This is a genomic window from Pseudomonas sp. P42, assembly GCF_017973755.1.
In the GTDB taxonomy this organism is placed as follows: Bacteria; Pseudomonadota; Gammaproteobacteria; order Pseudomonadales; family Pseudomonadaceae; genus Aquipseudomonas; species Aquipseudomonas iridis.
Genome location: NZ_JACOPU010000007.1, coordinates 18,659 through 44,664 on the forward strand (window position 1 = coordinate 18,659; position 26,006 = coordinate 44,664).

Sequence of the window (26,006 nt, forward strand, 5' to 3'; positions counted from 1 at the left end):
CCTGCGGGAACGAGCCTGCTCGCGAAGAGGCCGTCACATCCAGCATTGATGTCGACTGATACACCGCTTTCGCGAGCAGGCTCGCTCCCACAGTTTCAATCCGGTTTCGGCAGAAAAATAATAGATTCGAAGAGGACAACAGACATGCAAACCAAACTCTTGATCAACGGCCAATTGGTCAACGGCGAAGGCCCCGCCCAACCGGTGCTCAACCCCGCGCTCGGCGAAGTGCTGGTGGAAATCAACGAAGCCAGCGAAGCCCAGGTCGATGCCGCCGTGCGTGCCGCCGACAATGCCTTCGCCGAGTGGTCGCAAACCGCACCGAAAGACCGTTCGCTGCTGCTGCTCAAACTCGCCGACGCCATCGAAGCCCACGGCGAAGAACTGGCCAGACTCGAGTCCGACAATTGCGGTAAACCCTACAGCGCCGCGCTCAACGACGAGATTCCGGCAATTGCCGACGTGTTCCGTTTCTTCGCCGGCGCCAGCCGTTGCATGAGCGGTTCGGCCGGCGGCGAATACCTGCCCGGCCACACCTCGATGATCCGCCGCGACCCGGTCGGTGTGATCGCCTCCATCGCGCCGTGGAACTACCCGCTGATGATGGTTGCCTGGAAAATCGCCCCCGCCCTCGCAGCCGGTAATACCGTGGTGCTCAAGCCGTCGGAACAAACCCCGCTGACCGCGTTGCGTCTGGCCGAACTGGCGTCGGAAATCTTCCCGGCGGGCGTACTCAATCTGGTGTTTGGCCGTGGTCCTACGGTCGGCAGTCCGTTGGTCACACATCCAAAAGTGCGCATGGTCTCGCTGACCGGGTCCATCGCGACCGGTTCGAACATCATTTCCAGCACCGCCGACAGCGTCAAACGCATGCACATGGAACTGGGCGGCAAGGCGCCGGTGATCATCTTCGACGATGCTGATATCGATGCGGCGGTTGAAGGCATTCGCACCTTTGGTTTTTACAACGCCGGGCAGGACTGCACCGCCGCGTGCCGGATCTACGCCCAGCAAGGCATTTACGACAAATTCGTCGAGAAGCTCGGCGCGGCAGTCAGCAGCATCAAGTACGGCTCGCAGGATGATCCTTCTACCGAACTGGGGCCGCTGATTACTGCACAGCATCGTGATCGTGTCGCATCGTTCGTCGAACGTGCCGTTGCCCAACCGCACATTCGCTTGATCACGGGCGGCAAGGCTGTGGACGGAAATGGTTTCTTCTTTGAACCGACGGTGTTGGCTGACGCGCAACAGGACGACGAGATTGTCCGCCGCGAAGTGTTCGGGCCGGTGGTGTCGGTGACCAAATTCACCGATGAAGCGCAGGCGCTGGAATGGGCCAACGATTCGGACTACGGCTTGGCGTCCTCCGTTTGGACAGCTGATGTAGGACGCGCCCATCGGATGTCGGCGCGGTTGCAGTACGGCTGCACCTGGGTGAATACGCACTTCATGCTGGTCAGCGAAATGCCCCATGGCGGTCAGAAACTGTCCGGTTACGGCAAGGACATGTCCATGTATGGGCTGGAGGACTACACCACCGTTCGGCATGTGATGTTCAAGCACTAAGCCTTTAAAAGCTTCGCGAGCACCTCGGTTTTAGGACGGAACCGGCACTGCGCACCACCAGGATCCCAAAACAATAACTACCGAACCGGGCGGCGCTCCCAAAGCCCCGCCACGGCCTCGGCCATCCGAAATCTGCCGATTTCACGGAGCAAACACACATGAGTGCATCACCCGACATCTCAGTTGCCGTCGCCGACAGCGATGCCGAACAACTGCGCAAACTCGGCTACACCTCCAACTTCAATCGCAGCATGAGCCTGTGGGAAAACTTCGCGCTGGGCTTCACCTATCTGTCACCGGTCGTAGGGGTTTATACCCTGTTCGGCCTATGCCTCGCCGCTGGTGGCCCGCCGATGTTCTGGGCCTATTTGCTGGTTGGTTGCGGCCAGTTGCTGGTGTGCCTGATCTTCGGCGAAGTGGTTTCGCAGTTCCCGATTTCTGGCGGCGTTTACCCATGGGCGCGCCGACTGGTAGGCAAGAAATGGGCGTGGATGGTCGGCTGGATCTACTCCATCGCACTGTGCGTCACCATTGCTGCCGTTGCAGTCGGTGCTGGCCCGTACCTGGCAGCCATGCTGGGATTTGAGCCGAGCAACAACACCAACATCGTCATCGCCCTGGTGCTGACGTTGTTCGCCACGCTGGTCAACCTCAGCGGCACCAAAGTACTGGCGCGCATCGCCATGTTCGGCTTCCTCTGCGAACTGGTCGGCGCGGTGATCGTCGGTGTTTACCTGCTGGTCTTCGAGCGTCACCAGCCGCTCAGCGTGCTGTTCAACACCTTCGACATCAGCATCGATGGCTCGTACCTGCCGGCGTTCCTCACTGCCTCGCTGGCGGGGATGTTCCTCTACTACGGCTTCGAGGCCTGCGGCGATGTTGCCGAAGAAACCCCTAACCCGAGCGCAAAAATCCCGGTGGCCATGCGCATGACCATCTACATCGGTGGCATCGCCGCGATGTTTGCCTGTCTGGCGCTGATCCTCGCCGTACCGGACATGCAAGCGGTGATCAACGGCACCGACAAAGACCCGGTCACCACCATCCTCAACAACGCGTTCGGCCCGGTCGGCTCGAAAGTAGTGATGGGTGTAGTGATGATTTCCTTCATCTCGTGCGTCATCAGCCTACAGGCTGCAGCGAGTCGTCTGCTGTACTCCTACGCCCGCGATGAAATGGTCATCGGCAGCCGACTGCTGAAAAAGATCTCTCCTACGACCCAAGTGCCGGTCGCTGCCCTGTTCGTGTCCGGCGTCCTGCCGGCCCTGATCATCGCCCTCGGTTTCTTCCTGCAAGACGCCGTGGCGACCATCGTCAGTTTCGCGGCAATCGGCATCTACCTCGCGTTCCAGATGATCGTGCTGGCCGCGCTGTACGCGCGTAGCAAAGGCTGGAAACCCAGCGGCAAATTCACCCTCGGCGCGTGGGGCTGGCCGGTGAACATCGGCGCGCTGGTGTACGGCGTTGGCGCGATCATCAACATGGCCTGGCCACGTACGCCGGATGCGGCGTGGTACGTGAACTATGCGATGGTGCTGAGCACCGCGATCGTGATTGGGTTGGGCTTGTTGTACATGTGGATTGGCAAGCCGTATGACCATGGTAAGGCGCCGGCTGGGGATGCCTGGAAGGTGAGTCGCTAAGAGTTTTTGACCTCGGCACCGACTAGGTGCCGGGGTTCAGGAAAGCCGAGAAAAATCATCAAAAAGAAAGCTCTGCCTGATCGTGCTTCAACGAGGAAAATACGGTCGAACAACTTTATTTTTTCGTTGGCTTTTTGCTTGGCGTGATCGGACATGAAAGTAATCAACTCTTCGAGCTGATTGACGTCTCTGACCACTTTGAATTCCTTTTCCTTGTTGACGAAAACAAGCGACTTCTTCTTTCTCGACAACAATTCAATGACGTTGCTGAGCGTGCCGGTGCTCTTTGCATCCCAAATCATCAAGCCGTAGTCAGCCGCTTCGGCCATGACTACGTCTTTCTCAGTGAAGAAGGCTCTCGATCCTTTGGAATGTTTGGAGTCGACTGTTCTGGCGGGCCACTGCCCAAGGTTATTCCGCGGCGTTGAACCGCTGCAGAACACCGTGGTTCTGGATCGTTCGAGGCTCAACAGGTACTCCTGAATGGAGGTATCGGCGCCCCCTGCATCACCCACCACCACTTCAAAATCCGACGCAACGATATAATTGATGCGCTCTTTAACCTTCGGATCAAGGTTCTTGATGTTGATAGAGCCGGCAATAAATACAGTTGTCATTGAGTTCACATCCAACAAAAAACCTGTGGCGAGGGAGCTCGCTCCCTCGCCACAGGTTTACTGCGCAAGTTGATTGATCTGCGCGCTGTAAAAACCAAATGGCTTTCACAGAGTTAGAACCGCGAAACACTCCTCATCGCGTCCACCAGATAGCGCATCGCTATCCGGTCGCTCTCCGAAAGCTCTCGATAACGTTCCACCAGTTTCAGCTCATCGGAGCTGAGCCGGCGTCTTCTGCGGCCGCTGCCCAGGCAGGGAAAGATGCCCAACATGTCGGTGATGCCTTGTATTTTTTCCATGGACGATGTCCTTCTCTAATACGTCAAAGAACTGCTAAACCACCACATCGCCCTGCCCCTTTCAGCAGCGTCGAGTGCCCCACCGGTCTGAACGTTCGCGACCGGTCATGCCCATAGAATAGAAATTAATTCGGCGCTGGAAAGGGTTATTTAGAGTAATTAGTCGAGAAAAGCAGATATGTCGTATAAATCAGAAAGCGCTGTCGGAAAAAATACAGACATGTCTTGTTTCATTGCCAGCCGACGTCTTGTAATCAATCATTTCTGCTCGACAATCGAACGGTTTAAGCTATCCGGCATCTGTTTAAAGTCCGTTGCGTTTGGTCGAAGGCTTGCCCGAACCGTTTTTTATGATCCAGCACGTGCCAGGAAAGGCGCGGGATTGCACACGACAGGTTGTATTTATGCACCGCAGGAATTTGCTCAAAGCGTCCATGGCCATTGCGGCTTACACCGGTCTTTCGGCCACCGGCCTGCTGGCCAGTCGTGCCTGGGCTGCCAATGGTGGCGCCGCCGATGGCGAGGCACAGTCCTTCGATTTCGAAGCGCTGAAGCGTCAGGCCAAGCAACTCGCTGGCAACGCCTATCAGAACACCAAACAGGTGCTGCCGCCGACCCTGGCGACCATGACCCCGCAAAACTTCAACGCGATCCGCTACGACGGCGAGCATTCGTTGTGGAAGGAGAACAAGGGTCAACTGGACGTGCAGTTCTTCCACGTCGGCATGGGTTTCCGCCAGCCGGTGCGCATGTACAGCGTCGATGCCAAGACCCGCACCGCCCGCGAAGTGCATTTCCGTCCGGCGCTGTTCAACTATGAAAACACTTCGGTCGACACCCAGCAGCTCAAGGGCGACCTGGGTTTTGCGGGTTTCAAGTTGTTCAAGGCTCCGGAACTTGATCGGCATGACGTGCTGTCTTTTCTCGGCGCCAGCTATTTCCGTGCAGTCGATGCCACTGGCCAATATGGCCTTTCGGCGCGCGGGCTGGCGATCGACACTTACGCTAAAAAACGCGAAGAATTCCCTGACTTCACCAAGTTCTGGTTCGAGACGCCGGACAAAAACGCCACGCGTTTTGTGGTGTATGCCCTGCTCGATTCACCGAGTGCCACCGGCGCTTACCGTTTCGATATCGATTGCCAGGCCGAGCGCGTGGTAATGGAAGTCGACGCACACATCAATGCACGTACTGCCATCGAACAGTTGGGCATCTCGCCGATGACCAGTATGTTCAGTTGCGGAACCCACGAGCGCCGTATGTGCGACACCATTCACCCGCAAATCCACGATTCGGATCGCCTGGCGATGTGGCGTGGCAACGGCGAGTGGATCTGCCGCCCGCTGAACAACCCGGCAACCCTGCAATTCAACGCGTTTGCCGACACCGATCCGAAGGGCTTTGGCCTGGTGCAGACCGACCATGAGTTCGCCAATTATCAGGACACCGTCGACTGGTACAGCAAGCGCCCGAGCCTGTGGGTAGAACCTACAACCGCGTGGGGCGAAGGCTCTATCGATCTGCTGGAAATTCCTACAACCGGCGAGACCCTCGATAACATCGTGGCGTTCTGGACACCGAAAAAACCGGTGGCTGCCGGGGATTCGCTGAATTACGGCTACAAGCTGTACTGGAGCGCCCTGCCGCCAGTGAGTACGCCGTTGGCGCGGGTGCACGCGACGCGTTCCGGGATGGGCGGTTTCGTCGAAGGCTGGGCACCCGGCGAGCATTATCCGCCAGTCTGGGCGCGTCGTTTCGCCGTGGACTTCAACGGAGGCGGGCTCGATCGCCTGCCGCCAGGCACCGGGATCGAGCCAGTAGTCACCTGCTCGAACGGCAAGGTGCAGGACTTCAGCGTGCTGGTACTGGATGACATCAAGGGCTATCGGATCCTGTTCGATTGGTATCCAACCAATGACAGCGTCGAGCCGGTTGAGCTGCGGTTATTCATCCGTACCAATGACCGCACGTTGAGTGAGACCTGGTTGTACCAGTACTTCCCGCCGGCGCCGGACAAGCGCAAATACCCTTGATGATTTGAGGCGCCTGCACGGGCCTCATCGCTGGCAAGCCAGCTCCCACAGTGTTTGGTGTTGATCACAATTTTTGTGTACGACGCCAAACCTGTGGGAGCTGGCTTGCCAGCGATGACGGCAGTATTTCAACAAAAGATCATCAGACAAAACCAAGCCCCGGCCATCACTGACCGGGGCTTTTTGCTTTACCGCTACTGACTCAGTCGCGCAGATCAGACTCATGAATCGGCTGATCACGATGGGTCGCGCGCTGATATTGCGCCGGCCATACGGCTTTGCGCCCACCCAAGTCATCATCGGCGTGCAGCGGCCAGTACGGATCACGCAGCAGCTCGCGGGCGAGGAAGATGATGTCAGCCTGACAGGTGCGCAAAATGTGCTCGGCCTGGGCGGGCTCGGTAATCATTCCCACAGTGCCGGTGGCGATGCCTGACTCCTTGCGCACGCGCTCGGCGAAGCGGGTTTGATAGCCCGGCCCAACGGGAATCTCAGCGTTGGCTGCGGTGCCGCCCGACGAAACGTCGATCAAGTCCACTCCGAGGGTGTGCAGGCGACGCGCCAGCTCCACGGTTTCGTCAGGGTTCCAGCCGTCCTCGACCCAGTCGGTAGCCGACACGCGGACAAACACCGGCAACTCTTCCGGCCAGACAGCGCGAACGGCTTCGGTGACCTGCAGCACCAGGCGAATGCGGTTTTCGAATGAGCCGCCGTACTGATCCCGCCGTTGATTACTCAGCGGCGACAGAAACTGATGCAGCAGGTAACCGTGGGCCGCATGCACTTCGACCACACTGAAGCCTGCCGTCAGCGCGCGCTTGGCGGCATCCACAAAGGCTTGAATGACGTCAGCAATCTGCGCTTCATCGAGCTGTTTCGGTTGAGTGTGTTGCGGGTCGAAGGCAATCGGTGAAGGGCCGACCGGCGTCCAGCCGCCATCATCGGGTTTTACGCTGCCATGTTTGCCAATCCACGGGCGGTGTGTGCTGGCCTTGCGCCCGGCGTGAGCCAGTTGAATGCCAGCGACCGCGCCCTGAGCGGTAATGAATCGGGTGATGCGTTGCAGCGGTTCGATCTGGTCGTCGTTCCACAGGCCAAGGTCTTCGGCGGTGATCCGCCCGTCGGCCGTGACCGCCGTGGCTTCGGTGAATACCAGCCCGGCGCCACCCACAGCGCGGCTGCCGAGGTGCACCAGATGCCAGTCGTTGGCCAGGCCGTCGACGCTGGAGTACTGGCACATGGGCGATACGGCGATGCGGTTGGGCAGGGTCAGTTGGCGAAGGTTAAAAGGTTCAAGCAGCAGACTCATGGGGCACCTCTCAAATCAGTGGGCAGGCTCCAGGGTTCTGTTTGAAAAGTCGACGAGTGACAGGAAAAGGTGCAGCACCCGCCCCCGCGGGCAAAAAATTCGACAAGACGTCACAAGGCCAATCAAGCAGTGCTTAGAGCCTAGTCGACAACCGGGGATGAGGGAGGGTTCAGAGTGATTCTGTGTTTGACAGACCGCTTTCGCGAGCAAGCTCGCCCCCACAAGGGAATGCATTCCAGGTGTGGGAGCGGCCGTGCGACTTGCTCGTGAATGGGGTTAACGCGGTTCGATGTGGGCAATCATCAGTTGCACCGTCTCGTTGCCGCGGAACTCGTTGACGTCGAGTTTGTAAGCCAGTTCGACCCATTGAATCGTCGGGTTGGGCCAGATATCACGATCGATACCGAACGCAATGCCGTCGAGTTTCACCGAGCCGCATTCGCTTTTCAGCACCACTTTCAGGTGACGCTCGCCGACCACGCGCTGCTCGACCAACTGGAACACACCGTGGAACAGCGGCTCAGGGAAGTGTTGCCCCCACGGTCCGGCATGGCGCAGGGCGCGGGCCAGTTCGAGGTGAAATTCTTCAACGGCCAGCGTGCCATCGGACAGCAAGCGCCCGGTCAGGTCCTCTTCGCGAAGCTGCCTGCGCACTTCGGCGTCGAATGCTTCGGCGAATAACGGAAAATTTTCTTGCGGCAAGGTCAGGCCAGCCGCCATCGCGTGGCCACCGTACTTGGCGATCAGGTTTGGGTGTTGCGCCGCGACCACGCTCAACGCATCGCGAATATGGAAACCCTGCACCGAACGCCCGGAGCCCTTGAGCAACCCGTCGCCAGCATCGGCAAAGGCAATGGTCGGACGGAAATAACGCTCTTTCATCCGCGAGGCCAGAATACCGATAACACCCTGGTGCCATTCAGGATCAAACAGGCACAAGCCAAACGGCATCGACTCGACGGGCAAATCCTTGAGCTGGGCCAGCGCTTCACGCTGCATGCCCTGCTCGATGGATTTGCGATCCTGATTCATGCCATCCAGTTGCGCGGCCATTTCCCGGGCGAGGTTGGTGTCGGCGGTGAGCAGGCATTCGATGCCCAGGCTCATGTCATCCAGACGCCCGGCGGCGTTCAGCCGTGGGCCGACGATGAATCCCAGATCGGTTGAAGTGATGCGCGCTGCATCACGCTTGGCCACTTCGAGAATCGCTTTGATCCCCGGCCGCGCTCGCCCGGCACGAATCCGCTCCAACCCCTGGTGCACCAGAATCCGGTTGTTGGCGTCCAGCGGCACCACGTCAGCGACGCTGCCCAGCGCCACCAGATCGAGCAGTTCGCCGATGTTCGGTTGCGGCGCGTTCTCGTACCAGCCGAGGCTGCGCAGGCGCGCACGCAAGGCCATCAACACGTAGAAAATCACCCCGACCCCGGCCAGCGCCTTGCTTGGGAATTCGCAGCCCGGCTGGTTTGGATTGACCAGCGCATCGGCCAACGGCAGTTCATCGCCGGGCAAGTGGTGGTCGGTGATCAATACTTTGAGCCCGGCCTTCTTGGCGGCAGCCACACCTTCGACGCTGGAGATGCCGTTGTCGACAGTGATCAACAATTGCGGCTCACGGGTCAGTGCGACTTCGACGATTTCCGGGGTCAGGCCGTAGCCGTATTCAAAGCGGTTCGGCACCAGATAGTCGACATGCGCCGCGCCCAACAAGCGCAAGCCGAGCATGCCGACAGTGCTGGCCGTAGCGCCATCGGCATCGAAGTCACCGACGATGAGGATGCGCTGTCGTTGCTCCAGCGCCGTCACCAGCAGGTCTACCGCGGCCTCGATGCCCTTGAGTTTCTCAAACGGGATCAAGTGCTTGAGGCTCTTGTCCAGCTCCACCTCGGACCGCACGCCCCGCGCCGCGTACAAGCGGGTCAGCAGCGGCGGCAGATCACCTAGAAATGGCAGAGTGGCAGGCAGTTGGCGAGGTTCGATGCGCATGGAGTTACGGAGACTTCTCTTGAATACGTAGGATTAATCAGCGATGGCGCGAATCAGCCGCGCTCGCCTTGCAGCCATTGCAACTGGACTTCGTGTTGACCACGGTCGTCGGTGACGAAGATCGTCCCTTCGCTGATCATCACGTCCCACTTGATGACGCGGGGCATGTCCTTGGCCAGGGTTTCCAGGACTTCTTGCGGGACGGCGGCGATGTTGACGTTTTTCAGGTTCTTGATCGCCGGGATCACCTTGGTTTCCCACACGCGCAGGCTGCCATAGGCGAGCAGGCTGGTGCGCTCGGTACGGCGCGAGCACCAGGTCAGACGGTCGGAATCAGGCTGGCCGACTTCAATCCAGTGCAGGACACGGTCGTCCAGGCTTTTTTCCCACAGAGCAGGTTCATCCACATCTGACAGACCACGGCCAAACGACAACTGCTCGTTGTACCAGAGGGCGTAGGCCAGCAACCGCACGGTCATGCGCTCTTCGGTCTCCGAAGGGTGACGGGCGATGGTTTGCTTGACGCTCTCGTAGACACTGCGGTCGAGGTCGGTGAGGTTCAGTTCAAACTTGTAGGTGGTGGAAGGCTGGGCCATGAACGGGCTTCTTGATACGAGGAAAGTCGGCAAGTCTAACCGATGCGGTAGGCAATCATCGAATTGATGGCGATCAACTTGGGGCGCCTGACGGCCGGCTATGTTAAAACGCTGTATACGCTCAGCCTTGTCCTACAGGATTCTGTATGCCGTTCGCCAATAAACCGCTCAGCGGTGTGAAAGTCATTGAATTGGGTACGTTGATTGCCGGGCCATTTGCCTCGCGCATTTGCGGCGAGTTCGGCGCCGAAGTGATCAAGATCGAATCGCCGGACGGCGGTGATCCGCTGCGCAAATGGCGCAAGTTGTACGAAGGCACGTCCTTGTGGTGGTTTGTTCAGGCGCGCAACAAGAAGTCGCTGACGCTGAACCTCAAACACCCTGACGGTTTGGCCATCCTGAAAAAACTGCTCGCTGAAGCCGACATCCTGATTGAGAACTTCCGCCCGGGCGTATTGGAAAAACTCGGCCTGAGCTGGGAAACCCTGCACGCCTTGAACCCGAAACTGGTGATGGTGCGCCTCTCCGGTTTTGGTCAGACCGGGCCGATGAAGGATCAACCGGGTTTCGGAGCCGTGGGCGAATCCATGGGTGGCTTGCGCTACATCACCGGTTTCGAGGATCGACCGCCGGTGCGCACCGGGATCTCCATCGGCGATTCGATTGCGGCGCTGTGGGGCGTGATCGGCGCGCTGATGGCGCTGCGTCATCGTGAGGTCAACGGCGGTTTGGGCCAAGTGGTCGATGTCGCACTGTATGAAGCAATCTTCGCCATGATGGAAAGCATGGTGCCGGAGTTCGACGTGTTCGGTTTCATCCGCGAGCGCACCGGCAACATCATGCCCGGCATCACGCCCTCCTCGATCCACACCAGCGCCGACGGCAAGCATGTGCAGATCGGCGCCAACGGCGATGCGATTTTCAAGCGTTTCATGCTGACCATCGGCCGTGAAGATCTGGCCAACGACCCAATGCTGGCCAGCAACGACGGGCGCGACAGTCGACGTGACGAGTTGTATGGCGTAATCGATCGCTGGGTCAATTCGCTGCCACTGCAGACCGTGCTGGATCTGCTCAATCAGGCCGACGTGCCGGTCAGCCGGATCTTCAGCGCCGAGGACATGTTCACCGATCCACAATATCTGGCCCGGGAAATGTTCCTGCACGCCAAATTGCCGGATGGCAAGCCCTTCAAGATGCCCGGCATCGTGCCGAAACTCTCAGAGACACCGGGCTCCTCCGAATGGGTCGGGCCGCAGCTCGGTGAACACAATGCGCAGGTACTCCACGATCTTGGCTACGACGAGAAGCAGATCGCCCGGCTGCGTGAAGACGGAGCCATTTGAGCTGAAACGCCTGCAGATATCCGACGCCCCAAACGCCCTCCACTGGTGGACGTGGCGGCTGTTCGGCCTGTTGTTTCTGCTGGCCCTGCCAGCCTGGGCACAGGCAAAACCGACCTTGATCTGGTTACTGCGCGATCTGCCGCCACTGACCATTTTTGAAGGTCCGAAAAAGGGTCAGGGGGTCATCGACCACTTGATGCCGATGCTGATCGCCGGCATGCCGCAATACGAACACACGCTGATGCGGGTCAACCGCGCCCGGGGCATGCAGATGCTTCAAAACGCAACCTTCACGTGCGACCCGTCGCTGATGTGGAGCAAGGAGCGGGCGCAATGGATCGCTTTTTCCATCCCGGCGTTCCGCGCTGTCAGCAATGGGCTGGTGGTGCGCCAGAAAGATCACGACGTATTGGCGCCTTTTCTGGTGGACGGTGAGGTCGATCTGGCCGCGCTCCTGGCCAATGGCGAAGAAAAGATCGGCGTCGTGGCGGGGCGCAGTTACGGTGAGTTGGTCGACAATTTGCTGCACAAGGCCCCGAAGGATGCACTGACCGCTCATTACGGCAACGACGCCCTGAACAGTCTGCTGCTGATGCAGCGCCTCGGTCGGTTGCAGGTGGTGTTGGGATACTGGCCGGAGATCCGTTATCAGGCTCAACTGGCGCACATTGCCGAAGACGAATTGCGCTTCTATCCGGTTCGCGACAACGGCAAGTATCTTTCGGGTTACATCGGCTGCTCTGACACGCCTCAGGGGCGCCAGGCGATCACCGAGATCAACCAGTTGCTGCACACCCTGCCCCACGATTTATTAAACCAGCGCTACGCTGACTGGCTCGATCCTGAGATGCGCACCGATTACGTCGAACAGGCCCGAAGGTTTTTCGAACATCAATCGGTGCATTGAATAAATTGCGGACAAAAGAAACCCCGAGAAGTGGGGAGACGACTCGGGGTTAAACGTGGCCTACATAAAGGCCAGTAGCAGCAAGCGACAAGCACCGGAGCACAATGCTTGATCTTGCTGTTACGGGGTCTGACTGACAGGGATGCAGGAAGGTTCCCACAAAAGACATTTCATTTTTCAAACCGCCGGACGCTTATCCAGAGCTGCATTGCGCAAGGCCGCGATCACGCAGGGTTCCAGGCGTCCTTCGGCAATCAGGATGTCACGGTGCAGGCCGTCGACAACATCGGTCAACTGACGCTTGTCGGTCAGTTGCGCCTGATTGAATTCACGTTCCACCACAATCGCGCCGCTGCTGTTCTTCAAGCTCACCAGGCATTCGCCATGAGCACCGTTTGGAGACAACGAAACCTGATACGGGCTCAGAGCCTCACCGAGCAATAGACTGATACTTTCCATCTCGATCTCCACTCAATAGTCCGAAAACATTGTGTCTGGGGCATGTCTACAATAAATGACAATCGGCCCGAGAAGAAAGTTCTGTATTCCGGTCGCAAGCATTGGAGTGTCACCGGTCTGTCAGAGCATGCACGGCGAAGGTGACAGAAAAAAAACCGTACGCATCAAACCTCGGCGGGTTGCAGGGGGGCGATCAGGTAACTGTCCAGCAAACCTCGCATCAATACCGCCGATACCGGCGTTTGCAGACGTCCCAACAGTCGCAGTCGATGAGTGTTCAACAGCGGCCCGAGATCGTTCAGCAGACTCGGTGCGACCGCCCCCAAAAGAATCAGCGCACGTGCCTCACGCTGCACCGCCAGATGCTGGATCAACGCCAGGCCATGGCCGCCCTTGAGCTGTGGATCGCAAATGGCGATATCGACCGCACCACGATGATCCAGCGAACACAAGGCCGAGGCCAGCGACGGCGCGGTGAGTACGTTATAGATGCCGATGGCATTGAGCATTTGATGCAATGCCATCATCTGAAACGGATCGGGTTCAAGAATCAGGACTTTAAGCGAGCGCATGGGCGACCTCTGGGGCGACAATCGCGGACTCACACCGCATTTATCGTCCACTCTAGGGCAGCCCTCTTAAGCCTCCCATCGGAAAAGTAGCCGCATCTTATAGGACATTTCCGATCTTCAGTGCTGACATCGGCACCCGCTTTCCGTCCGACGCTGGGTTATGTCCGTCCAGCCACCCAGCAAACCACGCAGATTGCCGTCGGCACTGTAGAACGGCACCGTCCACTGATAGACCTCGCGGCGACCGCTCTTGAGCTGCAAATAGCGCTTGCTGAAGCGCGACTTGCGCGTGCGCAACTGCACCATGAACTCGTTGTGCAGCATCAGCGCTGTCGCTTCGGGCAACGCATCGATCTCGATCAATAGCCGCCCCTGAATCTGATCCAGCCGAACCGAAAGCGCCTCCTCATAACTGCGGTTGCACATGATCAAACATCCTTGCAGATCACGAACGAATATCGGATCGGGCATGGAGTCGATCAGCGCATGTTGAAAAGCCAATTGATCGCCAAGGCTTTTCTCGGCTGCGCGCCGTTGCTTGATCACCACCGTCAGCCGTCGGTTCCACACCAGCGAGAGCAGGCCGAACATGCCAGCGACTACCGCTGCCCAACAGCCCCACTCAATTATCCGTTGCCAGAGCGAGGGCGACGGAGCCGGGGATATACCCTCCAGCCATTTCAGGCGAATGGCGCGAAGTTCGGCCGCGGGAAACGCCTCCAGCGCCTTGTTGAGAATACTCAAGAGTTCGGGCATGCCTTTGCGTACCGCCAGGTGCTCAGCCTCCCACTTGCCCTCCACCAGAGCACCGACCTTGAGCAGCCCCAATGGATAAAGCTGCGCACCGATTTCGTTTTCGATAGTTGCGTAGGCCTCACCGCTCTCGACCAGTGCCCGCGCTTCGGCGTAGGTCTTGACCGAGCGAATCTCGATCGATGGGTATTCGCGTCGGATCACATTCTCCAGAGCATGCCGGGCCGGTAGCACCAGCACCCGCGTGGCCAGTTGCTCCAGAGACTCCACCGATGGCGCTCCGGCGCGGCCAACAAACACCCACCCTGCGCCGCCAAATGCATGACTGAAATCCAGAAACACTTTGCGCTCATCGCTCATGGCCAGGGTGGTACTCATGTCCGCCTGCCCACTCTCGAGGCGCTCGAGCATCTGATCGGTGGAAAACGACTCGTGATGCTCAAACCGAAGCCCGGTCATCGCAGTGACGCGCTTGAGCACATCAATGTTCAGACCGCTCCAGTGCCCATGTTCATCCTGAAACAGATACAACGGGTACTGCACCGACGCCACCGTCACCTTGGGGTTGTCGCGAATCCATTGGCGCTCGCGGGCGTCCAGCTCGACAGGCTGGACGCCAGGCAAGTCGGCGTTTTCATGCAGTGCCAGTTGCGCCGCCACACTGCCGCGCACCAGTCCCATCACTGCGAAAAAGACCAGGCAAACCAGTGCCGGTTTCAAACCTCTATAAAACAGCATTGCCACATCCTTCGTGATCGACTCACCCGTCCTTCGTGGGTGAAAACCCGAACAGTGTGGCAGTAGAAACAAAAAAGCCCGTCAGGAGACGGGCTTCAAAATGTGACAGCTTTCGCGGGCTTAAAGTGGCTTGCCGCGGTTGCCATGCTGGCTGACAAAGGCCTGCACGGCTTTCAGGTCGTTCGGCAGAACGGTGCAGCGCTCATTTCGCTCAAACAAATCAGAAAGATGTGCAGGTAGCTCGAGAGCTTTTCCTACACCGGCCTTCTCCACCGCGTCCGGGAATTTCACCGGATGGGCAGTGCCCAAAATGACCATCGGGATGTCCAGACTGCGACGGCACTCGCGCGCGGCTTTGACACCGATGGCTGTGTGCGGATCCAGCAGTTCACCGGTCTGCTCGTAAACTTCGGCAATGGTTTCACAGGTCTGCGCATCGTCGACGGCCAACGAGTCGAACAGTTTGCGGGCTTCGGTCCAGCGCTCTTGTTCGACGCTGAAACCACCGCCCTGCTTGAATGAGTCCATCAGCCCGGCAATCGCTGCTCCGTTGCGACCGTGCAGGTCGAACAGCAGGCGCTCGAAGTTCGACGAGACCATGATGTCCATCGACGGCGACAATGTCGCGTGCAGGGTTTCCTTGACGTACTGGTTACCGCTCATGAAGCGGTGCAGGATGTCGTTGCGGTTGGTGGCGACGATCAACTGGTTGATCGGCAGGCCCATGTTGCGCGCCAGGTAACCGGCGAAGATGTCGCCGAAGTTGCCGGTCGGCACCGAGAACGACACCGAACGCGCCGGGCCGCCCAACTGCAGGGAGGCGTGGAAGTAGTAGACGATCTGGGCCATGATCCGCGCCCAGTTGATCGAGTTCACTGCCACCAGACGCGTGCCATTGAGGAAGCTCTGGTCGGCGAAGCTGGCCTTGACCATTTCCTGGCAGTCGTCGAAGTTGCCTTCAATAGCGATGTTGTGGATGTTCTCGCCGAAAATCGTCGTCATCTGGCGACGCTGCACTTCGGACACACGGTTGTGCGGGTGCAGGATGAAGATGTCGACATTTTCGCAGTGCTTGCAGCCTTCAATGGCAGCCGAACCGGTATCACCCGAGGTGGCACCGACGATCACCACGCGCTCGCCGCGCTTTTCCAGCACGTAGTCGAGCAGACGACCGAGCAATTGCAGGGCAAAGTCCTTGAACGCCAGGGTTGGGCCGTGGAACAGCTCCAGCACCCATTCGTTGCCGTTCAGTTGACGCAGCGGCGCGACGGCACTGTGCGAGAACACGCCGTAGGTTTCTTCAAGAATCTTTTTGAAATCGGCGTCCGGAATGCTGCCGGTCACGAACGGTCGCATAACCCGGAAGGCCAGCTCGTGATACGGCAGGCCAGCCCAGGAAGCGATTTCTTCCTGCGTGAAACGTGGCAGGACTTCCGGGACGTACAGACCGCCATCGGTGGCGAGACCTGCCAGCAGGACGTCTTCGAAATTCAGGGCCGGTGCCTGGCCGCGGGTACTGATATAACGCATGAGGGCAAACCTTCGGTTTGAGCTGCAAGCTTCAGGCTACAAGCTGCAAGAAAAAGCCGAACCGCTTTGTCTTGCCGCTTGTGGCTTGCCGCTTGTAGCTGCTGTTAATTCAAGTGTTCGACACGGATCCGCACAACCGGACCGTCTACGCCGGCCAGGGCCTCGAGAGCGGCGATCGCATCGTTGATCCGCTGTTCCACCACTCGGTGGGTCAGCAGGATCATTGGCACCAGACCGTCGTGTTCCTCGACTTCCTTCTGCATGATCGACTCGATGTTGATGCCACGCTCCGAGAGGATGCTCGCCACCTGAGCGAGAACGCCCGGATGGTCCTTGGCCTGAATGCGCAGGTAGTAGGCGCTTTCGCAGGCTTCGATCGGCAGGATCGGATGGGCCGACAGCGAATCCGGCTGGAAGGCCAGATGCGGTACGCGGTTTTCCGGGTCGGATGTCATGGCGCGAACCACGTCCACGAGGTCGGCGATCACTGACGAAGCCGTCGGCTCCATGCCAGCGCCAGCACCGTAGAACAGGGTCGAACCAGCGGCGTCACCGTTGACCATCACCGCGTTCATCACGCCGTTGACGTTAGCGATCAGACGATCGGCCGGGATCAGCGTCGGGTGTACGCGCAACTCAATGCCGGCGTCAGTGCTGCGCGCCACGCCGAGGTGCTTGATGCGATAGCCCAGCGCTTCGGCGTAGTTGACGTCAGCCGTGGTCAGCTTGGTGATGCCTTCGGTGTAAGCCTTGTCGAATTGCAGCGGAATGCCGAACGCGATGGAGGCCAGAATCGTCAGCTTGTGCGCCGCGTCGATGCCTTCAACGTCGAAGGTCGGATCGGCTTCGGCGTAACCCAGTGCCTGAGCTTCGGCCAGCACGTCTTCGAAGGTGCGACCCTTCTCACGCATCTCGGTGAGGATGAAGTTGCCCGTGCCGTTGATGATCCCGGCGACCCAGTTGATGCGGTTGGCGGACAGGCCTTCACGGATCGCCTTGATCACCGGAATGCCACCGGCCACTGCCGCTTCGAACGCCACGATCACGCCTTTCTCGCGTGCCTTGGCGAAAATTTCATTACCGTGAACGGCAATCAGAGCCTTGTTCGCGGTGACCACATGCTTGCCATTCTCGATGGCCTTGAGTACCAGCTCGCGGGCAACGGTGTAGCCGCCCATCAGCTCTATGACGATGTCGATCTCAGGGTTCGTGGCCACTTCGAAGACATCGTTGGTAATCGCAATACCGGTCGTCTGGAACTGAGGCTTTGGCGTGCGCATGGCAATTTGTGCCACTTCGATCCCACGCCCGGCACGACGAGCAATTTCCTCGGCGTTGCGCTGAAGTACGTTGAAGGTTCCGCCACCGACGGTCCCTAACCCACAGATGCCTACTTTGACCGGATTCACTGTGAACTCCCCATAAAACGGCCGACGCAGGGTCGGCCGGAAAACAACCGCGTGCTCGCGGCTCTCTATTAATGGTCCGGCGATGCTACCACCGGACCATGATCGTCAAAGGCTGACCGTGACGATGCGAATTACTTGGCGCCCAGCGCCAGTTTGGCGACTTGTGGCGCCGGCTGATAGCCCGGAATGACTTGTCCGTCGGCCAAAACGATGGCCGGTGTGCCGTTTACGCCAATCGACTGACCGAGCGCAAACTGTTTGGAAACCGGGTTCTCGCACTTGGCGGCCTTGATTTCCTTGCCATCGACCATTTTGTCCATGGCGGCTTTCTTGTCTTTGGAGCACCACACGGCTTGCAGTTGCTCGTCACCCGGCGAACCGAGGCCCTGACGCGGGAACGCCACATAACGCACTTCGATACCGCGCTTGTTCAGCTCAGGCACTTCGGCGTGCAGTTTGTGGCAGTACGGGCAGGTGGTGTCGGTGAATACGGTGATGTGCGATTTGGTTTCACCCACGGCCGGGTAAACCACGGTTTCGGCAACCGGAATGGCGTTGACCAGTTTGGAGACGCCCAGACGTTCAGCCTTCTCGGTCAGGTTGACCGGCTTGCCGTCCTTGAGCTGGAACAGATAGCCCTGAACGATGTACTGGCCGTCGGCGCTGGCGTACAGCACGCGGCTGCCCTTGAGCTTGACTTCATACATGCCTGGCAGCGGGCTGGCGTTGATGCTTTCTACCGGAACCTCGAGTTCGAGCTTTTCGAGGCTTTGACGAATTGCTTTGTTGGCCGCGTCATCGGCGACGGCAAAGGTACTGACCAACGCAATGGCTGCGGCGGCGAAAATCTGGGTCAGACGCATGAGAACTCCTGAAGGCGGACAAATGGATCGATCAGAACGCCCGTGCCGAAACACCGGGTCATAACCGTCCACCGTGCAAACCGGCAAAGCCTAACACATAAGGCCACGGTGGCCGAATGCGCCTGTCACAACACTTGTAGCCACGTTGATCAGCCTCTGGGGTGGTGCTTGGCGTGCAGGTCCTGCAAGCGTGCCCGGGCGACGTGGGTGTAGATCTGGGTGGTCGAGAGATCGCTGTGCCCGAGCAACATCTGCACCACGCGCAAGTCCGCGCCATGGTTGAGCAAATGCGTGGCGAACGCATGGCGCAAGGTGTGCGGCGACAGCGACTTGCCGATCCCGGCGACCTTGGCCTGATGCTTGATTCGGTGCCAGAAGGTCTGGCGAGTCATCTGCTCGCCCCGCTGACTGGGGAACAGCACGTCACTGGGCCGGCCGCCGAGCAGCTCGCTGCGACCGTCACGCATATAACGCTCGACCCAGACAATCGCCTCCTCGCCCATCGGCACCAGCCGCTCCTTGCTGCCCTTGCCCATCACCCGCAGCACGCCCTGACGCAGGTTGACCTGTTCGAGCGTCAGACTGATCAACTCGGTGACCCGCAGACCACAGGCGTAAAGCACCTCCAGCATGGCGCGGTCGCGCTGGCCGATGGCTTCGCTCAAATCCGGCGCTTTGAGCAGTGCCTCGACGTCGGCTTCCGACAGTGACTTGGGCAGCGGTCTACCCAGCTGGGGCATGTCGATGCGTAACGTCGGGTCAACGGTGATGATCTTTTCTCGCAGCAAATACCGATAAAAGCCACGCACGCCGGAGAGAAATCTGGCGGTAGAGCGTGGCTTGTAGTTTTGCTCCAGGCGCCAGGACAGATGATCGAGAATGAGTTCGCGACCGGCGTTGATCAGCTCCAGGTTCTTTTCCTGCAGCCAGCCGTTGAATAGCGCCAGATCACTGCGGTAGGCGTCGCGAGTGTTGTCGGACAGGCCTTTTTCAAGCCACAAAGCGTCGAGGAATTGGTCAATCTGCGGATGGTCGATGGCAGGCATGGGCGCTCAAGGCATGCAGTCTCAAAGAATGCACGCAAATGAAGAGTGAACTGTAGGAATGGGCGCTAGTCTTTCATAGCCCGCCATTTCAAGGAACAGGGAGCTTCAATGAACGAACAGCAAATCCTAATGGCGTTTGGCGCAATTGGAGCGGCGGCGCTGGGGTGCCAGTGGCTGGCCTGGCGCTTGAAATTGCCGGCAATTTTGTTTCTGTTGCTGACCGGCATTCTGGTCGGCCCGGTGCTGGGCTGGCTTGATCCACAGGAAATGTTCGGCCCACTGTTGATGCCGCTGGTGTCGCTGGCAGTGGCGTTGATCCTGTTCGAGGGCAGCCTGACCCTGCATCTGTCGGAATGGCGCGAGATTGGAAGCGTCGTCCACCGACTGGTGACCATCGGTGCGATCTCGACCTGGATCGTCATCGCGGTCGCGACCCACTTCCTGCTCGGATTTGACTGGATGCTGGCCATTCTCTTCGGCAGTCTGACGCTGGTGACCGGGCCTACGGTGATCGTACCCATGCTGCGTGTGGTGCGCCCAAAAGCCTCTATTGCCAACATTCTGCGCTGGGAAGGGATCGTCATTGATCCGATCGGCGCCCTGCTCGCCGTTGTGGTCTACAGCTTCATCATCGCCAGTGCCGAGGGGCATGGCCTCAAGCAGAGCCTGTTCACTTTCGGCGGCGTCATTTTGTGCGGCGCCGTGTTCGGGATCGTCGGTGGCTGGGTGCTGGGCACGGTTATTCGTCGGCAATGGCTGCCCGAGTATCTGCATAACCTCGCCTCGCTGGCGGCAGTGCTGGGGATTTTCATTGCGTCCAACCAAGTCATGCACGAGTCCGGCCTGCTGGCGGTGACGCTGATGGGCATGTGGCTGGCCAACATGAAGGGCGTGGATGTGCGGCACATTCTGCACTTCAAGGAAAACCTCAGCGTGCTGCTGATTTCCGGGTTGTTCATTCTGCTGGCAGCGCGCCTGGACCTTTACGCCCTGATCGGATTGGGGCCGCTGGTGTTGATTCTGTTGCTGGTGATTCAGTTGATCGCCCGGCCGCTGAACGTACTGCTCAGCACTGCCGGTTCCAGCCTCAGTTGGCGTGAGCGGGCGCTGTTGTGCTGGATTGCCCCACGGGGAATAGTGGCGGCGGCGGTGTCGGCGATTTTCGCGATTCGCCTCCACGAAGCCGGACATGAAGGTGCGCTGCTGCTGGTGCCGCTGACCTTTGCGGTGATCATCGGCACGGTGGTCCTGCAAAGTGCCACGGCGCGCCCCCTTGCCCGACTATTGAAGGTCGCCGAGCCGGCCCCGAGCGGTTTTTTGATCGTGGGCGCGAATGCTCCGGCGCGGGAGTTGGGCAAGTCGCTGCAACAACTCGGCAGCCGGGTTTTGCTGACCGATTCGAGCTGGGAAAACATTCGTGCCGCACGCATGGAAGGCATACCGACCTACTTTGGCAACCCGGCGTCGCAACATGCCGATGCGCACCTGGATCTGGTAGGGCTGGGGCACTTGCTGGCACTGTCGCCGTCAGGAGAACTCAACACCCTGGCGGCAATGCGCTTTCGCCATGACTTCGGGCATCAGCGCCTTTTCGGATTGGCGAGCGGTCATGAAAGCCGCCGCAGCGATAAGCATCGGGCGAGTCTGGAGCACCGTGGTAATCAGTTGGGCAGTGAGGCTCTCACTTACGCGAAACTGGCCAGTCGGCTGAGTCAGGGTGCCGAGTTGTACAGCACGACGCTGACGGATGGGTTTGGCTGGGATGATTACCGCGCGCTGCATGGTAATCGGGCAACGTTGCTGTTCATGCGCGATGACAGTGGCTGGGTGCATGTGGTGACGCCGGAGACTACGGTGAAGCCGGGATCCGGGTGGACAGTGTTGGCTCTGATTCAGCCTGAGATCAGCGGCGCCTGACCTGACGTCTTCGCGAGCAGGCTCGCTCCCACAGGTTGTGTGCCGTACATGAATTTTGTGTTTGCCCTGATCACTGTGGGAGCGAGCCTGCTCGCGAATGACGCGACTCAGTTGTGGATCAGGCAGCAAACCCTGGCAGCACCGGCACCGGGCGCTTGTCATCATCAATTGCCACAAAGCTGAACTGACCATGAATCGCTTTCTCGCGACCGTCGCAGCTCATGCTTTCGACAAACACTTCCACTTCGACCTTGAGGCTGGTGTTGCCGACCTTGATCACTTTCCCTACCAGCTCAACGATGGAGCCCGCTGGGATTGCATGATTGAAGTCGATGCGGTCAGTGGACACGGTCACCAGCGGCAAGCGGCAGAAACGCGTGGCGGTGATGAACGACACTTCATCCATCCATGCCAGCGCAGTGCCGCCGAACAGGGTGTTGTGGTGGTTGGTGGTCGGCGGAAAGACGGCTTTGGTGACGCGGGTCACCGAGAGTTCGGTGCGGCGTTCGATTTCCTGGTCGCGGGGGGTCATTACTTACTGCTCGTGATTGCTGGGCTTCCGGTAAAACCAAGATCAAAAGATCGCAGCCTTCGGCAGCTCCTACAGGGGGGATTTGGTGAATTTCGGACAACAAAAAAGCAGCCCGAAGGCTGCTTTTTTCTGCATCGGAAGCTGGACTTAAGCCAGTTTTTCCTTGATGCGAGCTGCTTTGCCCGACAGGTCGCGCAGGTAGTACAGCTTGGCTTTACGTACGTCACCGCGACGTTTAACAGCCATGCTGTCGATCTGCGGGGAGTAGGTCTGGAAAGTACGTTCTACGCCAACACCGTTGGAGATTTTACGTACGGTGAACGCACTGTTCACGCCGCGGTTACGCTTGGCGATTACAACGCCTTCGAACGCTTGCAGACGGGAACGATCGCCTTCCTTCACTTTCACCTGAACGACAATGGTGTCGCCTGGGGCAAAGGTAGGGATTTCTTTGGTCATCTGCTCTGCTTCGAGTGCAAGGATGATTTTGTTGGTCATGCTGTGCTCCTAAGGTAAATCAACTGATCTACCATCGATACGTTGTTAACTATCGTCCCGCTCGCGGATATATTCCTCGAGCAGCTTCTTCTCTTCTCCAGAAAGCGAGCGGCTTTCCAGAAGATCGGCGCGTCGTTCATAGGTCCTACCAAGGGACTGCTGTAAACGCCAACGCCGGATATGCGCGTGATTGCCACTTAGCAACACGTCGGGAACACGCTGATCCGCATACACCTCAGGTCGGGTGTAGTGCGGGCAATCCAGCAAACCATCCGTAAAGGAATCTTCCTCAGCGGAGTCCGCATGCCCTAAAGCTCCAGGCAGCAGCCGTGTAACCGCATCGATCAGGACCATGGCCGGCAGCTCACCGCCAGACAGTACATAGTCGCCAATCGACCACTCTTCATCGACATGAGCCTCAATAAAGCGCTCGTCAATGCCTTCATAGCGGCCGGCAATCAGGATCAATGCATCCGATTGTGCCAACTCGCGTACCGCCGACTGATTCAGTTGACGGCCTTGGGGGGACAGGTAAATAACCTTCGCCTCCTCCCCGGCTGCTGCCTTGGCCTGAGCCAGCGCATCTTCCAGGGGCTTGATCTTCATCACCATGCCCGGACCACCGCCAAACGGGCGATCGTCCACAGTGTGATGCCGATCCGTCGTGTAATCTCGCGGATTCCAACAGGTCAGCTGCAAGAGCCCCTGTTTGACCGCACGACTGGTGATGCCGTAGTCGCCAATGGCGGAAAACATCTCGGGAAACAAACTGATCACTTCTACGCGCAAGTTAGCCACGCTTAGAAGTCCGCGTCCCAATCCACCTTCATCTCGCCCGCTGCGAGGTCGACTGCCAACACGCATTGCTCCGTATAGGGCAACAGGCGTTCGCGATCATCCAGGCTGCCAGCGCAAGGCTTGACTACCATTACATCATTGGCGCCGGTTTCCAGAAGATGATCGATTTTCCCGAGCAGTTGGCCCAGTTGATCAATGACCTTCAGACCTTCGAGTTGGTACCAGTAGTACTCACCGTCGGTCAATTCAGCGAACATGTTGCGCGGCACGCAGATCTCGTAACCGGCCAGAAGACGAGCTTCTTCACGATCATCAAGATCCTTGAGCTTTGCGACCAGGAACTTATCGCTCCCGCGTCCACTGACCAGCTCGACCTGTTTGACATTGCCTTCACGCTTGAGCGTCCAGGTTTTGTACTGCAACAGGTTTTCAGTCGGATCAGTAAAGGAATAAACCTTCACTTCGCCGCGAACGCCATGAACAGAATAAATTTTGCCAATAACGATCAAATCATCAGCAACAGCAGGCGTCGCGTTCATATTGCTCAGGCCGCAGCCTTGGCAGTTTCCTTCAACAACTGAGCAACGCGCTCAGAAGGTTGTGCACCAACGCTCAGCCAGTAGGCTACGCGCTCTTGGTTCACGGACAGACGGATTTCCTGACCACGGGCAACAGGGTTGAAGAAACCAACCTGTTCTTTGTGGGAGCCGTCACGCGGGTTACGCGAGTCGGTTACGGTCAGGTGGTAAAACGGGCGCTTTTTGGAGCCGCCAAGGGCAAGACGGATTGTTAGCATGTGAACATCGTTCCTGTAGTCGGTGCTGCAAATCTAAATGCACAGCGGGCATAGGTGCCCGAAAGGCCGCATATTCTAAGGAATATCCGGACTTTTGCAAATGACTTTTTCCGGCGCCTATGGCATGCCGTGCAGATTTGCATATAGAGCCGTCGTTTAAAACGGCCAGTCAGCTCCCGCCAAGCGCGGGTTTGCTGTTGATCCCGCATCCTTGCGGGGCCTGCGCCGGTGCGACGACCGGCGAGTTTCTGCGATCCCGCCTCTCTCATTTCACTCACTTTTGGCGAGACGCAGCCATCAGCGAGCAGAATGAGTGAGACAGGACGCCTTACATTTTTGGCATGCCGCCGCCGGGCAACATACCGCCCATGCCGCGCATCATTTTCGCCATTCCGCCTTTGGCGGTGAATTTCTTCATCATCTTCTGCATCTGCTTGTGCTGCTTGATCAAGCGGCCGATGTCCTGCACCTGAGTGCCGGAACCCATGGCGATCCGGCGCTTGCGCGAACCGCTGATCAGCTCAGGGTCGCGGCGCTCGGCCGGGGTCATGGAGTTGATGATGGCTTCCATCTGCTTGAACTGCTTCTCTGCGGCGTTCTGGGCATTGCCCATTTGCGACAGGTTGACGCCGCCGATGCTCGGCAGTTTGTCCATGAGCCCGCCGAGGCCGCCCATGTTTTTCATCTGTTGCAGCTGATCGCGGAAGTCTTCGAGATCGAAGCCCTTGCCCTTCTTCAGCTTTTTAGCAAGCTTGTCGGCTTTGTCTTTGTCGAGGGTCGCTTCAGCCTGTTCGATCAGGCTGAGCACGTCGCCCATGCCGAGAATCCGCGAAGCGATACGCTCAGGATGGAACGGATCGAGCGCTTCGCTCTTCTCGCCCATACCGATGAACTTGATCGGCTTGCCGGTGATGGCGCGCACCGACAGAGCGGCGCCACCACGTGCATCGCCGTCGACCTTGGTCAGGATCACACCGGTCAGCGGCAGTGCATCACCGAAGGCCTTGGCCGTGTTGGCGGCATCCTGACCGGTCATGGCATCGACCACGAAGAGGGTTTCGACCGGGTTGATCGCGGCGTGCAGCGCCTTGATCTCGCCCATCATCTCTTCGTCGATGTGCAGACGACCGGCGGTGTCGACGATGACCACATCAATAAACTTGAGCTTTGCTTCTTTAATAGCGGCTCTGGCGATGTCGACCGGCTTCTGGCTCAGGTCGGACGGGAAGAAGGTCACACCGACTTCACCGGCCAGCATTTCCAGCTGCTTGATCGCCGCCGGGCGGTAAACGTCCGCCGACACGACCATGACCGACTTCTTCTTGCGTTCTTTAAGGAAGCGCGCAAGTTTACCGGCGGTGGTGGTTTTACCCGCACCCTGCAGACCGGCCATCAGAATGACGGCGGGCGGCACGGCGCTCAGGTTCAAGTCTTCGTTGGCTGCGCCCATCAGGCTTTCGAGCTCGGCCTGGACGATCTTCACGAACGCCTGGCCCGGCGTCAGGCTGCGCGACACCTCGGTGCCGACAGCGCGCTCCTTGACCGAATTGACGAAGTCCTTGACCACCGGCAGGGCGACGTCGGCTTCGAGCAACGCCATGCGCACTTCACGCAGGGTGTCTTTGATATTGTCTTCAGTCAGCTTCGCCTTGCCGGTGACATGGCGCAGCGTCTGTGAGAGACGGTCGGTTAAGTTTTCAAACATTGCGCGATCCTTTCAGGCCCTGTGTAGACCGGGATAATGGCGGCCCAGACCGGAATCAACATGTGCTCGGCGAGCCTGCGGCGTG

Annotated in this window: 24 protein-coding genes; 6 read left to right on the forward strand and 18 right to left on the reverse strand. The window is 58.7% G+C overall.

Features of this window, described 5'->3' with window-relative positions:
* Window positions 1-144 precede the first annotated feature (144 nt).
* Together H8B20_RS22245 and H8B20_RS22250 are read left to right on the forward strand one after the other, a co-directional pair.
* Window positions 145-1,569 (forward strand): gamma-aminobutyraldehyde dehydrogenase, encoded by a 1,425-nt coding sequence (locus H8B20_RS22245; protein ID WP_210624655.1) that lies wholly within the window; start codon window positions 145-147, stop codon window positions 1,567-1,569.
* A 158-nt stretch (window positions 1,570-1,727) separates the two neighbouring features.
* Window positions 1,728-3,212 (forward strand): APC family permease, encoded by a 1,485-nt coding sequence (locus tag H8B20_RS22250; protein ID WP_210624656.1) that lies wholly within the window; start codon window positions 1,728-1,730, stop codon window positions 3,210-3,212.
* On the opposite strand, the gene H8B20_RS22255 is transcribed toward H8B20_RS22250, so the two are convergent.
* Both H8B20_RS22255 and H8B20_RS22260 read right to left on the reverse strand, forming a co-directional pair.
* Window positions 3,209-3,829, reverse strand: coding sequence for a hypothetical protein (locus tag H8B20_RS22255; protein ID WP_228732753.1), 621 nt, complete (start codon window positions 3,827-3,829; stop codon window positions 3,209-3,211). The genes H8B20_RS22250 and H8B20_RS22255 overlap by 4 nt on opposite strands.
* Before the next feature lie 113 nt (window positions 3,830-3,942).
* A complete protein-coding gene (locus tag H8B20_RS22260; protein WP_042557842.1) occupies window positions 3,943-4,128 on the reverse strand; it encodes a hypothetical protein in 186 nt (61 codons plus the stop codon).
* A 404-nt stretch (window positions 4,129-4,532) separates the two neighbouring features.
* Here H8B20_RS22260 and H8B20_RS22265 point away from each other — a divergent pair, with 404 nt between their 5' ends.
* Window positions 4,533-6,161, forward strand: coding sequence for a glucan biosynthesis protein D (locus H8B20_RS22265; RefSeq protein WP_042557841.1), 1,629 nt, complete (start codon window positions 4,533-4,535; stop codon window positions 6,159-6,161).
* Window positions 6,162-6,363: 202 nt separating this feature from the next.
* Here the strand turns inward: H8B20_RS22265 and H8B20_RS22270 are convergent, their stop codons facing one another.
* The 3 genes from H8B20_RS22270 to H8B20_RS22280 all read right to left on the reverse strand — a co-directional run bounded on the left by H8B20_RS22270 (window position 6,364) and on the right by H8B20_RS22280 (window position 10,052).
* A complete protein-coding gene (locus H8B20_RS22270; protein ID WP_042557840.1) occupies window positions 6,364-7,470 on the reverse strand; it encodes an NADH:flavin oxidoreductase/NADH oxidase in 1,107 nt (368 codons plus the stop codon).
* A gap of 276 nt (window positions 7,471-7,746) precedes the next feature.
* Complete coding sequence (recJ, locus tag H8B20_RS22275) at window positions 7,747-9,456, reverse strand: single-stranded-DNA-specific exonuclease RecJ (protein ID WP_210624657.1); 1,710 nt, start codon at window positions 9,454-9,456, stop codon at window positions 7,747-7,749.
* A gap of 53 nt (window positions 9,457-9,509) precedes the next feature.
* Window positions 9,510-10,052 carry a YaeQ family protein gene (locus tag H8B20_RS22280; RefSeq protein WP_042557838.1) on the reverse strand — a complete coding sequence of 181 codons (543 nt, stop codon included), beginning with the start codon at window positions 10,050-10,052 and terminating at the stop codon, window positions 9,510-9,512.
* A gap of 146 nt (window positions 10,053-10,198) precedes the next feature.
* On the opposite strand from H8B20_RS22280, the gene H8B20_RS22285 reads away from it, so the two are divergent.
* Together H8B20_RS22285 and H8B20_RS22290 are read left to right on the forward strand one after the other, a co-directional pair.
* On the forward strand, window positions 10,199-11,398 hold the full coding sequence (locus H8B20_RS22285) for a CaiB/BaiF CoA transferase family protein (RefSeq protein WP_042557837.1): 1,200 nt from the start codon (window positions 10,199-10,201) through the stop codon (window positions 11,396-11,398).
* Window positions 11,379-12,305 (forward strand): TIGR02285 family protein, encoded by a 927-nt coding sequence (locus H8B20_RS22290; protein WP_414704615.1) that lies wholly within the window; start codon window positions 11,379-11,381, stop codon window positions 12,303-12,305. The genes H8B20_RS22285 and H8B20_RS22290 overlap by 20 nt, the downstream gene beginning before the upstream one ends.
* Window positions 12,306-12,482: 177 nt before the next feature.
* Here the strand turns inward: H8B20_RS22290 and H8B20_RS22295 are convergent, their stop codons facing one another.
* The 7 genes from H8B20_RS22295 to xerD all read right to left on the reverse strand — a co-directional run bounded on the left by H8B20_RS22295 (window position 12,483) and on the right by xerD (window position 19,675).
* Entirely contained in the window at window positions 12,483-12,764 is a 282-nt protein-coding gene (locus H8B20_RS22295) for a DUF3509 domain-containing protein (protein ID WP_042557835.1), read from the reverse strand.
* 164 nt (window positions 12,765-12,928) lie between these two features.
* The gene (locus H8B20_RS22300; RefSeq protein WP_210624659.1) at window positions 12,929-13,336 is read right to left on the reverse strand and encodes a response regulator; all 408 of its coding nucleotides are present in this window, start codon (window positions 13,334-13,336) and stop codon (window positions 12,929-12,931) included.
* Between the two features lie 117 nt (window positions 13,337-13,453).
* Window positions 13,454-14,827 carry a transporter substrate-binding domain-containing protein gene (locus H8B20_RS22305; protein ID WP_210624660.1) on the reverse strand — a complete coding sequence of 458 codons (1,374 nt, stop codon included), beginning with the start codon at window positions 14,825-14,827 and terminating at the stop codon, window positions 13,454-13,456.
* A 120-nt stretch (window positions 14,828-14,947) separates the two neighbouring features.
* Window positions 14,948-16,357 carry a threonine synthase gene (gene thrC, locus H8B20_RS22310; RefSeq protein ID WP_210624661.1) on the reverse strand — a complete coding sequence of 470 codons (1,410 nt, stop codon included), beginning with the start codon at window positions 16,355-16,357 and terminating at the stop codon, window positions 14,948-14,950.
* A gap of 104 nt (window positions 16,358-16,461) precedes the next feature.
* Complete coding sequence (locus tag H8B20_RS22315; RefSeq protein WP_047299866.1) at window positions 16,462-17,766, reverse strand: homoserine dehydrogenase; 1,305 nt, start codon at window positions 17,764-17,766, stop codon at window positions 16,462-16,464.
* Between the two features lie 131 nt (window positions 17,767-17,897).
* Window positions 17,898-18,629 carry a bifunctional protein-disulfide isomerase/oxidoreductase DsbC gene (gene dsbC, locus H8B20_RS22320; protein WP_042557829.1) on the reverse strand — a complete coding sequence of 244 codons (732 nt, stop codon included), beginning with the start codon at window positions 18,627-18,629 and terminating at the stop codon, window positions 17,898-17,900.
* A 149-nt stretch (window positions 18,630-18,778) separates the two neighbouring features.
* A complete protein-coding gene (gene xerD / locus H8B20_RS22325; protein WP_042557828.1) occupies window positions 18,779-19,675 on the reverse strand; it encodes a site-specific tyrosine recombinase XerD in 897 nt (298 codons plus the stop codon).
* A 108-nt stretch (window positions 19,676-19,783) separates the two neighbouring features.
* On the opposite strand from xerD, the gene H8B20_RS22330 reads away from it, so the two are divergent.
* Window positions 19,784-21,592: a cation:proton antiporter gene (locus H8B20_RS22330; protein ID WP_210624662.1), complete on the forward strand. Its 1,809-nt coding sequence runs from the start codon at window positions 19,784-19,786 to the stop codon at window positions 21,590-21,592.
* Between the two features lie 118 nt (window positions 21,593-21,710).
* Here H8B20_RS22330 and H8B20_RS22335 read toward each other — a convergent pair whose 3' ends face one another.
* The 6 genes from H8B20_RS22335 to ffh all read right to left on the reverse strand — a co-directional run bounded on the left by H8B20_RS22335 (window position 21,711) and on the right by ffh (window position 25,921).
* Entirely contained in the window at window positions 21,711-22,124 is a 414-nt protein-coding gene (locus tag H8B20_RS22335) for an acyl-CoA thioesterase (RefSeq protein WP_042557826.1), read from the reverse strand.
* A 147-nt stretch (window positions 22,125-22,271) separates the two neighbouring features.
* Window positions 22,272-22,622, reverse strand: a complete 351-nt coding sequence (gene rplS / locus H8B20_RS22340) for a 50S ribosomal protein L19 (protein WP_003175895.1) — start codon at window positions 22,620-22,622, stop codon at window positions 22,272-22,274.
* A 45-nt stretch (window positions 22,623-22,667) separates the two neighbouring features.
* Complete coding sequence (gene trmD / locus H8B20_RS22345) at window positions 22,668-23,420, reverse strand: tRNA (guanosine(37)-N1)-methyltransferase TrmD (protein WP_042557825.1); 753 nt, start codon at window positions 23,418-23,420, stop codon at window positions 22,668-22,670.
* Window positions 23,421-23,422: 2 nt separating this feature from the next.
* The gene (gene rimM, locus H8B20_RS22350; RefSeq protein ID WP_042557824.1) at window positions 23,423-23,959 is read right to left on the reverse strand and encodes a ribosome maturation factor RimM; all 537 of its coding nucleotides are present in this window, start codon (window positions 23,957-23,959) and stop codon (window positions 23,423-23,425) included.
* A gap of 5 nt (window positions 23,960-23,964) precedes the next feature.
* The gene (rpsP, locus tag H8B20_RS22355) at window positions 23,965-24,216 is read right to left on the reverse strand and encodes a 30S ribosomal protein S16 (RefSeq protein ID WP_042557823.1); all 252 of its coding nucleotides are present in this window, start codon (window positions 24,214-24,216) and stop codon (window positions 23,965-23,967) included.
* Window positions 24,217-24,544: 328 nt separating this feature from the next.
* A complete protein-coding gene (gene ffh, locus H8B20_RS22360) occupies window positions 24,545-25,921 on the reverse strand; it encodes a signal recognition particle protein (protein ID WP_042557822.1) in 1,377 nt (458 codons plus the stop codon).
* Window positions 25,922-26,006 lie beyond the last annotated feature (85 nt).

Excerpts from the sequence above, each read along its gene's own strand:
- H8B20_RS22245 (WP_210624655.1), top strand. The coding sequence starts at position 145 with ATGCAAACCAAACTCTTGATCAACGGCCAATTGGTCAACGGCGAAGGC.
- H8B20_RS22250 (WP_210624656.1), top strand. The coding sequence starts at position 1,728 with ATGAGTGCATCACCCGACATCTCAGTTGCCGTCGCCGACAGCGATGCC.
- H8B20_RS22255 (WP_228732753.1), bottom strand. The coding sequence starts at position 3,829 with ATGACAACTGTATTTATTGCCGGCTCTATCAACATCAAGAACCTTGAT.
- H8B20_RS22260 (WP_042557842.1), bottom strand. The coding sequence starts at position 4,128 with ATGGAAAAAATACAAGGCATCACCGACATGTTGGGCATCTTTCCCTGC.
- H8B20_RS22265 (WP_042557841.1), top strand. The coding sequence starts at position 4,533 with ATGCACCGCAGGAATTTGCTCAAAGCGTCCATGGCCATTGCGGCTTAC.
- H8B20_RS22270 (WP_042557840.1), bottom strand. The coding sequence starts at position 7,470 with ATGAGTCTGCTGCTTGAACCTTTTAACCTTCGCCAACTGACCCTGCCC.
- recJ (WP_210624657.1), bottom strand. The coding sequence starts at position 9,456 with ATGCGCATCGAACCTCGCCAACTGCCTGCCACTCTGCCATTTCTAGGT.
- H8B20_RS22280 (WP_042557838.1), bottom strand. The coding sequence starts at position 10,052 with ATGGCCCAGCCTTCCACCACCTACAAGTTTGAACTGAACCTCACCGAC.
- H8B20_RS22285 (WP_042557837.1), top strand. The coding sequence starts at position 10,199 with ATGCCGTTCGCCAATAAACCGCTCAGCGGTGTGAAAGTCATTGAATTG.
- H8B20_RS22295 (WP_042557835.1), bottom strand. The coding sequence starts at position 12,764 with ATGGAAAGTATCAGTCTATTGCTCGGTGAGGCTCTGAGCCCGTATCAG.
- H8B20_RS22300 (WP_210624659.1), bottom strand. The coding sequence starts at position 13,336 with ATGCGCTCGCTTAAAGTCCTGATTCTTGAACCCGATCCGTTTCAGATG.
- H8B20_RS22305 (WP_210624660.1), bottom strand. The coding sequence starts at position 14,827 with ATGCTGTTTTATAGAGGTTTGAAACCGGCACTGGTTTGCCTGGTCTTT.
- thrC (WP_210624661.1), bottom strand. The coding sequence starts at position 16,357 with ATGCGTTATATCAGTACCCGCGGCCAGGCACCGGCCCTGAATTTCGAA.
- dsbC (WP_042557829.1), bottom strand. The coding sequence starts at position 18,629 with ATGCGTCTGACCCAGATTTTCGCCGCCGCAGCCATTGCGTTGGTCAGT.
- xerD (WP_042557828.1), bottom strand. The coding sequence starts at position 19,675 with ATGCCTGCCATCGACCATCCGCAGATTGACCAATTCCTCGACGCTTTG.
- H8B20_RS22330 (WP_210624662.1), top strand. The coding sequence starts at position 19,784 with ATGAACGAACAGCAAATCCTAATGGCGTTTGGCGCAATTGGAGCGGCG.
- H8B20_RS22335 (WP_042557826.1), bottom strand. The coding sequence starts at position 22,124 with ATGACCCCCCGCGACCAGGAAATCGAACGCCGCACCGAACTCTCGGTG.
- rplS (WP_003175895.1), bottom strand. The coding sequence starts at position 22,622 with ATGACCAACAAAATCATCCTTGCACTCGAAGCAGAGCAGATGACCAAA.
- rimM (WP_042557824.1), bottom strand. The coding sequence starts at position 23,959 with ATGAACGCGACGCCTGCTGTTGCTGATGATTTGATCGTTATTGGCAAA.
- rpsP (WP_042557823.1), bottom strand. The coding sequence starts at position 24,216 with ATGCTAACAATCCGTCTTGCCCTTGGCGGCTCCAAAAAGCGCCCGTTT.
- ffh (WP_042557822.1), bottom strand. The coding sequence starts at position 25,921 with ATGTTTGAAAACTTAACCGACCGTCTCTCACAGACGCTGCGCCATGTC.